This window comes from Pseudomonas anuradhapurensis (assembly GCF_014269225.2).
GTDB lineage: Bacteria > Pseudomonadota > Gammaproteobacteria > Pseudomonadales > Pseudomonadaceae > Aquipseudomonas > Aquipseudomonas anuradhapurensis.
In genome coordinates, this window is the sequence record NZ_CP077097.1 from 4,953,162 (window position 1) to 4,967,286 (window position 14,125).

General features: G+C 61.2%; 9 protein-coding genes. 5 read left to right on the forward strand and 4 right to left on the reverse strand.

Annotated features, from left to right (window positions below):
* Positions 1–19: 19 nt before the first annotated feature.
* Positions 20–2,470: a glycogen/starch/alpha-glucan phosphorylase gene (locus tag HU763_RS22650; protein ID WP_186684311.1), complete on the reverse strand. Its 2,451-nt coding sequence runs from the start codon at positions 2,468–2,470 to the stop codon at positions 20–22.
* A 182-nt stretch (positions 2,471–2,652) separates the two neighbouring features.
* Here HU763_RS22650 and HU763_RS22655 point away from each other — a divergent pair, with 182 nt between their 5' ends.
* A complete protein-coding gene (locus HU763_RS22655; RefSeq protein WP_186684309.1) occupies positions 2,653–3,057 on the forward strand; it encodes a YkgJ family cysteine cluster protein in 405 nt (134 codons plus the stop codon).
* Between the two features lie 40 nt (positions 3,058–3,097).
* Here the strand turns inward: HU763_RS22655 and HU763_RS22660 are convergent, their stop codons facing one another.
* The 3 genes from HU763_RS22660 to thiI form a co-directional block, all read right to left on the reverse strand.
* Positions 3,098–4,522 carry a PhoPQ-activated protein PqaA family protein gene (locus tag HU763_RS22660; RefSeq protein ID WP_186684307.1) on the reverse strand — a complete coding sequence of 475 codons (1,425 nt, stop codon included), beginning with the start codon at positions 4,520–4,522 and terminating at the stop codon, positions 3,098–3,100.
* A gap of 186 nt (positions 4,523–4,708) precedes the next feature.
* Positions 4,709–6,529 (reverse strand): translational GTPase TypA, encoded by a 1,821-nt coding sequence (gene typA / locus HU763_RS22665; RefSeq protein ID WP_186684305.1) that lies wholly within the window; start codon positions 6,527–6,529, stop codon positions 4,709–4,711.
* 127 nt (positions 6,530–6,656) lie between these two features.
* On the reverse strand, positions 6,657–8,111 hold the full coding sequence (gene thiI / locus HU763_RS22670; RefSeq protein ID WP_170033278.1) for a tRNA uracil 4-sulfurtransferase ThiI: 1,455 nt from the start codon (positions 8,109–8,111) through the stop codon (positions 6,657–6,659).
* A gap of 470 nt (positions 8,112–8,581) precedes the next feature.
* On the opposite strand from thiI, the gene glnA reads away from it, so the two are divergent.
* The 4 genes from glnA (at position 8,582) to ntrC (ending at position 13,853) form a co-directional block, all read left to right on the forward strand.
* A complete protein-coding gene (glnA, locus tag HU763_RS22675) occupies positions 8,582–9,988 on the forward strand; it encodes a type I glutamate--ammonia ligase (RefSeq protein WP_170033280.1) in 1,407 nt (468 codons plus the stop codon).
* Positions 9,989–10,244: 256 nt separating this feature from the next.
* Positions 10,245–11,072, forward strand: coding sequence for a gamma subclass chorismate mutase AroQ (gene aroQ, locus HU763_RS24825; RefSeq protein ID WP_225931907.1), 828 nt, complete (start codon positions 10,245–10,247; stop codon positions 11,070–11,072).
* 262 nt (positions 11,073–11,334) lie between these two features.
* Positions 11,335–12,420, forward strand: a complete 1,086-nt coding sequence (glnL, locus tag HU763_RS22690; protein WP_170033284.1) for a nitrogen regulation protein NR(II) — start codon at positions 11,335–11,337, stop codon at positions 12,418–12,420.
* Complete coding sequence (gene ntrC, locus HU763_RS22695) at positions 12,417–13,853, forward strand: nitrogen regulation protein NR(I) (protein WP_186684303.1); 1,437 nt, start codon at positions 12,417–12,419, stop codon at positions 13,851–13,853. Before glnL ends, ntrC begins: the two co-directional genes overlap by 4 nt.
* The last annotated feature ends 272 nt before the right edge of the window (positions 13,854–14,125 follow it).

Sequence of the window (14,125 nt, forward strand, 5' to 3'; positions counted from 1 at the left end):
GGGCCGGTACAGGCTTGAATCAGTCCAGAGCCTTCCAGATCTCGCTGGCATACTCGCGAATGGTCCGGTCCGACGAGAACCAGCCCATCTGCGCGGTGTTCAGTACCGCCATACGCCACCACTCCTGCGGCTTGTGCCACAACTCTTCTACCCGGCGCTGGGCATCCCAGTAAGCATCGAAGTCGGCACACACCAGGAAGCGGTCATAGGCCACCAGCCCATCGATCAAGGCGCTGTAGCGCGAGGGGTCATCCGGCGAGAACACTCCGCTGCGAATGGCCTGCAGCACGTCGTTGAGGCGGCTGGAGGCGGCAATCGCCGCACTGGCACCGAAGTCACCGGAGCGCCGCCGCGCTTCCACCTGCTGCGCGGTGAGGCCGAAGATGAACATGTTGTCGGCCCCGACCCGCTCGCTCATTTCCACATTGGCGCCGTCCAGCGTGCCGATGGTCAGCGCGCCATTCAGGCCGAACTTCATGTTGCTGGTACCGGACGCTTCGTAACCGGCGGTGGAAATCTGCTCGGAAAGGTCGGCTGCCGGGATGATGCTTTCGGCCAGGCTGACGTTGTAGTTGGGCAGGAACACCACCTTGAGCAGGCCACGCACCGTCGGGTCGTTGTTCACCACGCGGGCAATGTCGTTGGCCAGCTTGATGATCAGCTTGGCCTGGTGATAGCTGGCAGCGGCCTTGCCGGCGAAAATCTTGACCCGCGGTACCCAGTCGGTGCCCGGGTCGTTGCGCATGGCCTGGTACAGCGCCACAGTGTGCAGCAGGTTGAGCAACTGGCGCTTGTATTCGTGGATGCGCTTGACCTGCACGTCGAACAACGCCTCGGGGTTGACCGTGACACCCAGGCGGTCCTGGATGATGCTGGCCAGGGCACGTTTGCTGTGCAGCCGCTGGGCAGCGAACTGCTTGCGGAAACCGCTTTTGTCGGCGAACGGTACCAGGCTGGCCAGGCGCCCTTCCGGGTCGTCCAGCAGCTCCGGGCCCAACGCCTCCACCAGCATGGCCGTCAGCTGTGGGTTGGACTGGTACAGCCAACGGCGGAAGGTGATGCCATTGGTCTTGTTGTTGATCCGTTGCGGGTAGAGCTTGTGTAGCTCGGCGAACACCGTGCTCTTCATCAGCTTGCTGTGCAGCGCCGACACGCCGTTGACGCTGTGCGAGCCGAGGAATGCCAGGTTGCCCATGCGCACCCGGCGCCCGTTGTCTTCCTCGATCAGCGACACCGCCCGCAGCAAGTCGAAGTCGTGCAGGCCTTTCGCGCGTAATGCATCGATGTGGTAGGCGTTGATCAGGTAGATGATCTGCATGTGCCGCGGCAGCATCCGCTCCATCAGCGCCACCGGCCAGGTTTCCAGAGCTTCGGGCAACAAGGTGTGGTTGGTGTAGGCCAAGGTGCCCACCGTCAGCTCCCAGGCGCTATCCCAAGGGATTTCATGCTGGTCGACCAGCAGGCGCATCAGCTCGGCCACGGCAATCGACGGATGGGTGTCATTGAGCTGGATGGCCGCCGCGTCAGGCAGGTTGAGCAGGTTGTCATGCATGTTCAGGTGACGGCGTAGCAAGTCCTGCAGCGATGCCGACACGAAGAAGTATTCCTGGCGCAGGCGCAGCTCCTGGCCGGCCTCGGTGCTGTCGGCCGGATACAGCACCCGCGAGATGCTCTCGGCCCTCGCCACCTCGGCCACCGCACCCAGGTGGTCGCCAGCGTTGAAGCGCTCCAGGTGCAGTTCTTCCAGCGCCCGCGCACGCCAAAGGCGAAGGGTGTTGACGCTGGATCCGCGCCAACCGACCACTGGCGTGTCGTAGGCCACCGCCCGCACGGTCTCGCCCGGCCACCACACCTGGCGCTGCTGGCCGTGGGTGTCGTGCACCGTTTCGACGCTGCCGCCAAAGCTGATCGGGTAGATCACCTCGGCGCGCTCGAACTCCCAGGGGTTGCCGAAGTCCAGCCAGTTCTCGGTCTGCTCCTGCTGCCAGCCATCGACCATGGCCTGGCGGAACAGCCCGTGCTCGTAGCGGATACCATAGCCGTGGGCGGCAATACCCAGGGTCGACATGCTCTCCATGAAGCACGCCGCCAGGCGGCCCAGGCCGCCGTTGCCCAGCGCCGCATCGGGTTCGAGCAGGCGGATGCGCTCCAGGTCCACGTCCAGCCCTTCCAGTGCGTCGCGAGCGATGTCGAGCAGGCCCAGGTTGCTGAGGCTGTCATACAGCAGGCGGCCGATGAGAAATTCGAGGGAAAGGTAGTAGACCCGCTTCTGGCTACGGCGATAAGCCTGCCGGGTGTGGTCCATCCAGTGATCGACCATGTGATCGCGCGCGGCCAGGGCGATGGCTTCGAACCAGTCGTGGTCGAAGGCATGTTCCGGGTCCTTGCCGACCGCGTAGGTCAGCTTGTCCAGTACAGCGGCGCGAAATTCGGCCACCTCGGCGTCACGAGCTTTGGGTTCCTGGGACATGCGGCATCCTCGGGCAAGTTGACGAAAACGGAGGGAGACTGTTGAGCCTAGACCCTTCGACAGGGAGTGGCAGTTACCGTTCGCAGTTTTCATGCCCACTTTGCGATTCCCGCAAAAAATTGTTCATAAATTGAACAATTCCGGTATGATCGCGCGCCCCGAAACCGTGATGCACCCATAACATGAAAACGACCCTGATCGCCGCGGCCGAAGTCGATCGCCTGGAGACCTGGCAGCGCTATGCCAGCCACATGTGTGGCGGCTGCCATTCAACCTGCTGCACCTTGCCAGTAGAGGTGAAGATCAAGGATCTGATCCGTATCGGTGTGGTCGACGACTTCGAAAAAGACGAACCACCCAAGAACATCGCCAAGCGCCTGCAAAAGGAAGGCATCATCGAACGCTTCAACCAGAAATCGGGGATCTTCACCCTGACCCGGATGAGCAACGACGACTGCCTGTACCTAGACCGCAAGAGCCGCCTGTGCACCATCTACGACAAGCGCCCGGACACCTGCCGCAACCACCCGAGAATCGGACCGCGCCCGGGGTATTGTGCCTACAAGCCCAAGGTGGCCACGCGTTGATCGCCTGCCTGTCATACCTGTACGCAGGCAAGCCAGCCTTTTACTTTGCGTCAGCAGGAAAGCTTCTGCACGCGTCTCCCTGCTGAGCCGGCGGATGGTCGGGAAAGGTCAGTGGCAACACACTCACCGCACTGGTGGCGATGAAGCCGTCGGCGAACGTCGCCTCGACAAATTGTGCCTGCCAACCCTCTGCCGGTGGCACGCGCTGCAGAGTGAAGTGCTGCGCGGGTACGAGTGTCTCGGACTGGTAGCGCACCCCACAGGCATAGCGGAAATCGCGGTCGTGACGGTTGCTCGCCGTCCATACCTTCACCGTTACCGGCGGCTCGGAGAAGTCGACGTCCATATACCCGGCTTGCATGTTTGCCGACACTTGCACGCTCGGCAAAGGTACACCATTGTGCAAGCGCGTTACCGCCGGCACCAAGGTGCTGAGCACCGCCTGACGCACCCCGCCATGATCTGAGTTCGGCAATACCCTCAGGCTGGTCTGGCCAGGCAAACGCTGCTGGTAATCGGTCACAGGATCCGGAGCGAAGAAATCATCGCCGCTGGCAGAAACAAGGTATTTGGGCATCGCCAGGCGCTGCCCTGGCTCGTTCACGTACTGCATCGGGTCCATCATCGCCATCAGCCGCTCGAAACCTGGGCTGCCCAATTGCTGCAGCACGCCGGCTTGCTGATAGGGCCACAACGCCAACGGCCAGTGGCCACCATAGCGCTTGCGCACCCCCCTCAGCATGTCCGACGTGTCGGCGATATCGATAACACTGGGTACGATGGCCATCACCCGCTCATCGGCCAATGCCGTCAGCCACGCACTCCAGCCGCGCTTGGAGGCTCCGGTGATGATGAAGCGGTCGACCACAAGCCCTTGCTTTCGCAACTCCAGTTCGGCCAGATCCATCACCCGGCTTGCCGCAGCGGCCATAGGTACATGCAATGGCAGTTCCGGCGCAGCGCCACGTAGCGAATGCGCCCAGGTATGGGCCACGGCGGCGTCCTCGCGCATCGGCTTTGCGGCGTCATCGAACGTCACGTACTGGTTGGGCACGTCGTTGATCATGACGACCGCAGTACGCGCCTCAAGGGCCAACTCTCGCAACACTTCGCGCGTAAAGTCCGGTGACTGCACCGGCCCATGGCGCACGCCGTTGTTCACCACCAGCAGAGCCGTGCCCGGCACGACATCCAGCGGAATGTGCAATTCGACATCGTGCTCCCAGCGGCGGGGCGCAACGACCGGATCGGGCGCCCATGACTGGGAGACCATCTGCAGACGCAAGAATCTGTAGCCAGGCCCGGAAGCCTGTTCGAGCAGTGCATATCCCAAGGGAGCCTGACGCACATTGCTGATGTGGCAATGGACGACTTGCTGCGGATGCAAGCTGCTGCAGTCCTGCAGGGCACTGGCATGCCAACTGACCAGCAGGCAAGGGATAGCCAGTGCAAATCGATACTTCATGAGCATGCTTCCTGGGCAAGAAAGCAATTCACGTTAGGTAAGGCTGGCGCAGCTCACAAGGCGCCAATCGCATCAAGAGACGCAACTTACATTCGCTTGAGAGAAGGATTACAAGACCTTCCGCCGCATAAAAAAACGCCCCTGGGCTTGTGACCAGGGGCGTTTCTTTCAGCTCAAGCTAGACGATCAAGCCTTGGCTTTCTTGGCTGCGCGGGTACGCTCGCCTTCGTCCAGGATCTTCTTGCGCAGGCGGATCGACTTCGGCGTGACTTCGCACAGCTCGTCGTCCTGGATGAATTCCAGGGCCTGTTCCAGGGTGTGGCGAACCGGCGGCACCAGGGCGATTACTTCGTCCTTGCCCGAAGCACGCATGTTGTCGAGCTTCTTGCCTTTGGTCGGGTTCACGCCCAGGTCGTTGTCACGGCTGTTCAGGCCGATGATCTGGCCGTTGTAGATGTCCTGGCCGTGCTCGATGAACAGCTTGCCGCGCGCCTGCAGGGTTTCCAGCGAGTAGGTCAGCGCCTTACCGGTCTCGATCGAAACCAGCACACCGTTCAGGCGGCCGGACATCTGGCCTGGCTTCATGGTGTCGTAGCGATCGAAGATCGAGGTCAGGATGCCGGCACCGTTGGTCAGGGTCAGGAACTGGTTACGGAAACCGATCAGACCACGAGCAGGTACGTTGTACTCCAGACGTACACGGCCCTTGCCATCCGGTGCCATGTTGGTCAGGTCGCCTTTACGCAGGCCCATTTCTTCCATGACCTTGCCCTGCGATTCTTCAGGGATGTCGATGGTGACGTTCTCGTACGGTTCCTGCTTGACGCCGTTCACCTCGCGGATGATCACTTCAGGACGGCCCACAGCCATCTCGAAGCCTTCACGACGCATGGTTTCGATCAGTACCGACAGGTGCAGCTCACCACGGCCGGAAACCTTGAACTTGTCAGCCGAGTCGCCTTCTTCAACGCGCAGGGCAACGTTGTACAGCAGCTCCTTGTCCAGACGTTCCTTGATGTTACGGCTGGTGACGAACTTGCCTTCCTTGCCGCAGAACGGCGAGTCGTTGACCTGGAAGGTCATCGAAACGGTTGGCTCGTCAACGGTCAGCGGCTTCATCGCTTCGACGTGGTTCATGTCGCACAGGGTGTCGGAGATGAACAGCTCGTCGAAACCGCTGATGCAGACGATGTCGCCGGCCTGGGCTTCTTCGACGTCGACGCGGTGCAGACCGTGGTGACCCATCAGCTTCAGGATACGGCCGTTACGCTTCTTGCCTTCGGTGTCGATGGCAACAACCGGGGTGTTCGGCTTGATGCGACCACGGGCGATACGGCCAACGCCGATAACACCGAGGAAGCTGTTGTAGTCCAGAGCGGAAATCTGCATCTGGAACGGGCCATCGACGTCAACGTTCGGCGCCGGAACGTTGTCGACGATCGACTGGTACAGCGGGGTCATGTCTTCGGCCATGGCGGTGTGGTCCAGGCCGGCGATGCCGTTCAGGGCCGAGGCGTAGACAACCTGGAAGTCCAGCTGGTCGTCGGTGGCGCCGAGGTTGTCGAACAGGTCGAAGATCTGGTCCAGGACCCAGTCAGGACGAGCGCCCGGGCGGTCGACCTTGTTGATGACAACGATCGGTTTCAGGCCGGCTTCGAAGGCCTTCTTGGTCACGAAGCGGGTTTGCGGCATCGGGCCGTCCTGGGCGTCGACCAGCAGCAGCACCGAGTCGACCATCGACATTACACGCTCAACCTCGCCACCGAAGTCGGCGTGGCCGGGGGTGTCGACGATGTTGATGTGGTAGCCGTTCCAGTTGATGGCGGTGTTTTTCGCCAGGATGGTAATGCCGCGCTCTTTTTCCTGGTCGTTGGAGTCCATCACGCGCTCGTCGTTGAGCTCGTTACGCTCCAGGGTGCCGGACTGGCGCAGGAGTTTGTCGACCAGGGTGGTTTTACCATGGTCAACGTGGGCGATGATGGCGATGTTACGCAGATTTTCGATCACAACTGTATCTCGATCAGAGGATTCGGTTGCCGCCAGTGTAGGCGGCGAATATGTACGCTTTGAGGCTCAGCGGGCCCGATGGTCGGGAGGGCGATGGCGGATGCTGCCGCCATACAGCCCTGGCGTCTTATGCCGGACGATAAACACGCACATTGGCATGTCCCTCACTGAGCAGGTGGTGTGCGTGCAGGCGGCTCATCACACCTTTGTCGCAATACAGCAGGTACTGGCGGTTGGCGTCCAGGTGCTTGAACTTGCTGTTGATCGCGTAGAACGGCATGGCCTGGACTTCGATACCGTCCAGCACCAGAGGTTGGTCTTCCTGGGCATCAGGGTGACGAATATCGATGACGATCTGGCCGGGCAGCGCCTCGGTCACTTCCTCGATTTCGATGTCCTTGCCCAGCTCATCGATCACATGATCAATGGAAATGAACTTGGCCCGCTCCAGGGCGCGCTCCAGCACGGCCATGTCGAACTGCTTCTCTTCATGCTCCATGCGGTGCCGCTTGGCATGCGTGGTCGGGTTCACCGAGATCACGCCGCAATATTCTGGCATGTGCTTGGCGAAGTCGGCGGTGCCGATCTCGGTGGCCTGGTCGATGATGTCCTGCTTGTGGCTGGCCAGCAGCGGGCGCAGCACCAGCTTGTCGGTGGCCGAGTCGATGATCGACAGGTTCGGCAGGGTCTGGCTGGACACCTGGGAAATCGCCTCGCCGGTCACCAGCGCATCGATCTGCAGGCGGTCTGCCATATGCGCCGCACCACGCAGCATCATGCGCTTGAGCGTTACGCCCATGTAGCTGTTGTCGACCTTGTTGAGGATCTCGCCGACAACTTCTTCGAACGGCACGCTGATGAACAGCACGCGCTGGCTGCTGCCGTACTTCTTCCACAGGTAGTGGGCCACTTCCATCACACCCAGTTCGTGGGCACGGCCGCCGAGGTTGAAGAAGCAGAAATGGGTCATCAGGCCACGACGCATCATCTGGTAGGCCGCCACGGTGGAATCGAAGCCACCGGACATCAGCACCAGGGTCTGCTCCAGGGCACCCAGCGGGTAGCCGCCGATGCCGTTGTGCTGACTATGGATGACGTACAGGCGCTGGTCGCGGATCTCGATGCGCACCAGTACATCCGGGTTCTTCAGCTCGATACCGGCGGCGCCGCATTGCTGGCGCAGCTGGCTGCCGACGTAGCGGTCGACGTCCATCGAGGTGAAGTCATGGTGGCCACCGCGCTTGCAGCGCACGGCGAAGTGCTTGCCGGCCAGCAAGTGGCCGAAGTGGTGCTTGCACTTGGCAACGATGTCGTCGAAGTCACCCAAGGGGTACTCCTCTACCTGCAGGAAATGGGTGATACCCGGAGTGCAGGTGAGGCGCTCGATCATCTCGCGCTGGACTTTCTCGTCTTCGACGCGGGTGACCACTTCGAGATTGTCCCAGACACCCTCCACCGCGAGCTCAGGGTCGAGGTCCTTGAGCACGTTGCGGATGTTCTTGCCGAGCTGGCGAATGAAGCGCTTGCGCACCGGCCGGCTCTTGATGGTGATTTCTGGGAAGACTTTGACGATAAGTTTCATTGGTTAACAGCGCGCGCAGGGCCTGCCGAAAATGAGGGGCGCGAATTATAGCGGAAATTGCTCAGGATTTGACCAACTTTTGATCAGAAGCTTTCAGATAAATGCAGGAGGCAGGATTTGCGGCGCCTGTGCCTGCCTCCTCACGGATTAATCCGCTCCTGCAGCCATCGCCCACCTGGTAGCAGCGGTTTCACCCGCGATGAGGCCCTCAAACAAAGCACACCCGTCACGCTATGCACTTATTTGGTGCTCTACACTGAATTCATGCCTCCTAAGTGTGCACTTTCGCTCGCTCCAAGCCCGGCAGATGCCTACAAACGCCCCTTTTTATCCCGGACTCGCCATTTTCGGGCACTGGCATGCAATTTGCTCCCTTGTGAGGCAGGTACGCTTGGCCGACTATCCGCGCCCGGCAACACCCTTTTTCCAGGGCAGCGGCCTACCGCGCCCTAGACCATCCGGAGGACAACATGTCGAAGTCGGTTCAACTCATCAAAGATCATGACGTCAAGTGGATTGATCTGCGTTTCACGGACACCAAAGGCACTCAGCACCACGTGACCATGCCGGCGCGTGATGCACTGGACGACGACTTCTTCGAAGTCGGCAAGATGTTCGACGGTTCCTCCATCGCTGGCTGGAAAGGCATCGAAGCCTCCGACATGATCCTGATGCCGGTCGATGAAACTGCCGTCCTGGACCCGTTCACCGAAGAACCGACCCTGATCCTGACCTGCGACATCGTCGACCCGTCGAGCATGCAGGGCTACGACCGTGACCCACGTGCCATCGCCAAGCGCGCCGAAGAGTACCTGAAGAGCACCGGCATCGGTGACACCGTATTCGCCGGTCCCGAGCCAGAGTTCTTCATCTTCGACGAAGTGAAGTTCCAGTCGGACATCTCCGGTTCGATGTTCAAGATCTTCTCCGAGCAAGGCTCGTGGATGACCGGCGCTGACATCGAAGGCGGCAACAAGGGCCACCGTCCGGGCGTGAAAGGCGGCTACTTCCCGGTCCCGCCGTTCGACCACGACCACGAAATCCGTACTGCCATGTGCAACGCACTGGAAGAAATGGGCCAGACCGTCGAAGTCCACCACCACGAAGTGGCGACTGCCGGCCAGAACGAAATCGGCGTCAAGTTCAACACCCTGGTAAAGAAGGCTGACGAAGTACAGGCCCTGAAATACGTGGTGCACAACGTTGCCGACGCTTACGGCCGCACCGCCACCTTCATGCCGAAGCCACTGTACGGCGACAACGGCTCGGGCATGCACGTGCACATGTCGATCTGGAAAGACGGCAAGAACACCTTCGCTGGTGAAGGCTATGCCGGCCTGTCCGACACCGCCCTGTACTTCATCGGCGGTATCATCAAGCACGGCAAGGCCCTGAACGGCTTCACCAACCCGTCGACCAACTCCTACAAGCGTCTGGTCCCAGGTTTCGAAGCCCCGGTAATGCTGGCCTACTCCGCTCGCAACCGTTCCGCCTCGATCCGTATTCCTTACGTCGGCAGCCCGAAAGCCCGCCGTATCGAAGCACGCTTCCCGGACCCATCGGCCAACCCGTACCTGGCCTTCGCCGCCCTGCTGATGGCCGGCCTGGACGGTATCCAGAACAAGATCCACCCAGGCGATGCGGCCGACAAGAACCTGTACGACCTGCCGCCTGAAGAGGCCAAGGACATTCCGCAGGTTTGCGGCAGCCTGAAGGAAGCCCTGGAAGAGCTGGACAAAGGTCGTGCGTTCCTGACCAAGGGCGGCGTGTTCTCCGACGACTTCATCGATGCCTTCATCGAGCTGAAGAGCGAAGAAGAGATCAAGGTCCGCACCTTCGTCCACCCGCTGGAATACGAGCTGTACTACAGCTGCTGATCTGATCGGCGCCTGGCGTCGGTGACATGATCATAACGGCCTCCCTTGGGAGGCCGTTTTCGTTTCTTCGCTTTAATCGCTCTTGTTCCTACAAAGTAAAGGGATGCCGCTGGCATTTCGCTGCAGCAACCACTCTCAAGGTAGACGTCCACTCACCAACGGACGCCATACCATGCGCAGATTCATACCCGCAGTTCTGACCTTAACCGCCTTGCTCGCAGGCTGCAGCAACCAACCCGCAGAGGTACAGTCGCAAGTGCTTCATCGTGCTGCCGGTAGCTGGGACGGCACGCCCTACACCCACTACCCGGATGGGCAGCCCGTGCTGTCACTGGTGGAAGTCAGCATTCCGCCAGATACGACCCTCGACTGGCACTGCCACCAAGCGCTCAACCTCGGTTATCTGAAAGAAGGCGAGCTGGAAGTGGAAACCCGCGGCGGCAAGCGAACGACATTGACGGCAGGCAACACCCTGGCTGAACTGGTAGGCGAGGTGCACCGTGGCAGAACGACACGACAGGCTGCCACGGTGATGGTCTTTCACGCCGCGAACGAGGAGCTGGCCTTTTCCACGCCACAAGACCAGTGCCCAGGGCAACGGCCGCCAGCTGATGGGCCGCTGGACATCCTGCTCGATGATATCGAGCATCGGTTGGCAAGCGCCGAGTCCGTCGCGCTGCACAAATGGGACAACGCTCAACCCGTGCAAGACAACAAGCGCGAGTTGCAGATTCTGAATGACGTGCGCAACAACGCGTGGCGCTACCAATTGCCAGCCGAACGGGCAGCAGCCTTCTTCGCCGACCAGATCGAAGCACACAAAATGATGCAATACAGCTTGCTTAGCCGCTGGCACAGCCAAGGTCGTACGCCTGACACACCTCGCCGGGACCTCCAGCAGGAGCTACGCCCCGAACTGGATGCCCTGCAAGCCAGGCTACTGCAGCATCTGGCCAGTCTGCCCAGTGATACCGGTTCCGCTTGCAACCAACGGCTGGCGTCCTCGATCAACGAGCGTGGCTTGTCGCCATTGATGAAGCAAGCCTTGGTTCGTGCCACTGGCCAACTGTGCGATCAGCCCTGAAACCTCTATGCTCTATATTGGTGCACTCTGCGGACTGATGCCCCTGAGTGCACCCCAAAAAAGGTCACAAGAAACGTTACCCCAGAACATTCTGGTGCAGATTTACGCCATTTCTGGCCTTTCTCGGCTAAATCCGCTTCTTTTCGGAGCCTTGGTTTGTTTCTTGCATTTTCTGCAGGGAGACTGGAACCAGCGGATTCACTGCGCGGCCAATCATGCCCGCCCCTGCCAGACAAGCGCCAAAAGAGGTCAACGACACCTTATGACCATCAGCGATGCACAGCACCGTCTGCTTCTGGACAACCTGACCACCGCCACGCTCCTGCTCAACGCCGAGCTGTGCCTGGAATACATGAACCCGGCTGCGGAGATGCTGCTGGCGGTCAGTGGGCAGCGCAGCCATGGACAGTTCATCAGCGAGCTGTTCACCGAATCGAGCGAGGCTCTCAGCTCGCTGCGCCAGGCAGTCGAGCAGGCGCACCCGTTCACCAAGCGCGAAGCGCAGCTCACTTCGCTGACCGGGCAGACCATCACCGTCGACTACGCGGTAACGCCGATCCTGCACCTGGGCCAGACCTTGCTGCTGCTCGAAGTGCACCCGCGTGACCGGCTGCTGCGCATCACCAAGGAAGAGGCCCAGCTGAGCAAGCAGGAAACCACCAAGATGCTGGTGCGCGGCCTCGCCCACGAAATCAAGAACCCTCTCGGCGGTATTCGCGGCGCCGCCCAGCTGCTGGCGCGCGAATTGCCCGAGGAAGGCCTGCGTGACTACACCAACGTGATCATCGAGGAGGCCGACCGCCTGCGTAACCTGGTCGACCGCATGCTCGGTTCGAACAAGCTGCCGTCGCTGGCCATGACCAACATCCACGAAGTGCTGGAACGGGTCTGCAGCCTGGTCGAGGCGGAAAGCCAGGGCTGCATCGCCTTGGTGCGCGACTACGACCCCAGCCTGCCGGACGTACTGATCGACCGAGAGCAGATGATCCAGGCCGTACTTAACATCGTGCGCAACGCCATGCAGGCCATCAGTTCGCAGAACGAGCTGCGCCTCGGCCGCATCACCCTGCGCAGCCGAGCCCTGCGCCAGTTCACCATCGGCCACGTGCGCCATCGCCTGGTAGCACGCGTGGAAATCATTGATAACGGTCCCGGCATCCCGCCGGAACTGCAGGACACCCTTTTCTACCCCATGGTCAGCGGCCGCCCGGACGGTACCGGGCTGGGCCTGGCCATTACCCAGAACATCATCAGCCAGCACCAGGGCCTGATCGAGTGTGAAAGCCATGCAGGCCACACCGCCTTTTCGATCTACCTGCCTCTGGAACAAGGAGCCACCGCCTCATGAGCCGAAGTGAAACCGTATGGATCGTCGACGATGATCGCTCCATCCGCTGGGTCCTGGAAAAAGCCCTGCAACAGGAAGGCATGACCACCCAGAGCTTCGACAGCGCTGACGGCGTGATGGGCCGCCTGGCACGCCAGCAACCGGACGTGATCATTTCCGATATCCGCATGCCCGGCACCAGCGGCCTGGACCTGTTGGCGCAGATCCGCGAACAGCATCCGCGCCTGCCAGTCATCATCATGACCGCCCATTCCGACCTCGACAGCGCCGTGGCGTCGTACCAGGGCGGCGCCTTCGAGTACCTGCCCAAGCCATTCGACGTCGACGAAGCGGTCTCGCTGGTGAAACGCGCCAATCAGCACGCCCAGGAACAACAAGGGCTGGACGTGCCGCAGAACCTTGCGCGCACGCCGGAAATCATCGGTGAAGCACCGGCGATGCAGGAGGTGTTCCGCGCCATTGGCCGCCTCAGCCACTCCAACATCACCGTGCTGATCAACGGCGAGTCCGGTACCGGCAAGGAGCTGGTGGCGCATGCCCTGCACCGCCACAGCCCGCGCGCGGCTGCACCGTTCATTGCCCTGAACATGGCCGCCATCCCCAAGGACCTGATGGAGTCGGAACTGTTCGGCCATGAGAAAGGGGCCTTCACCGGCGCAGCCAACCTGCGCCGCGGCCGCTTCGAGCAGGCCGATGGCGGCACGCTGTTCCTCGACGAGATCGGCGACATGCCCGCCGACACCCAGACCCGCCTGCTGCGGGTCCTCGCCGATGGCGAGTTCTACCGCGTGGGCGGCCACGTGCCGGTCAAGGTCGACGTGCGCATCATCGCCGCCACCCACCAGAACCTGGAGTCGCTGGTGCAGGCCGGCAAGTTCCGTGAGGACTTGTTCCACCGCCTGAACGTGATCCGCATCCACATCCCGCGGCTGGCCGACCGGCGCGAAGACATCCCGGCCCTGGCCCGTCACTTCCTGGCCCGTGCCGCCCAGGAACTGGCGGTCGAGCCGAAGATCCTGAAGCCGGAAACCGAAGAATTCATTCGCAATCTGCCGTGGCCGGGCAACGTGCGCCAGATGGAGAACACCTGCCGCTGGATCACGGTGATGGCCTCCAGCCGCGAGGTGCTGATCGGCGACCTGCCGCCCGAGCTGCTGAACCTGCCGCAGGATGCTGCACCGGTCACCAACTGGGAGCAGGCGCTACGCCAGTGGGCCGACCAGGCGCTGACCCGTGGCCAGTCGAACCTGCTCGACAGCGCCGTGCCAAGCTTCGAGCGGATCATGATCGAGACGGCGCTCAAGCACACTGCTGGCCGTCGGCGCGATGCAGCACTGTTGCTGGGTTGGGGACGCAACACCCTGACGCGCAAGATCAAGGAACTGGGGATGAATGTGGCCGGGGGCGATGATGAGGAAGGTGACGAGCACTGAGTTCCAGGTAAAACCATAGTTCTTTGGGGCTGCTGCGCAGCCCATCGCGACACAAGGCCGCTCCTACAGGAGAATGCGATCCCCTGTAGGAGCGGCCTTGTGTCGCGATGGGCCGCAAAGCGGCCCCAAACATTTCAGCCCTTCGATGCACCGATCCTGTGCCCGATGCACCTCACTAAGGCACAAATCCCCTCAAAAAACGGCCAATTCACCCTGAAAGCCCAGATTCACGGGCTTTTCAAAACTGGCACGCCCCCTGCAATAAACAATAC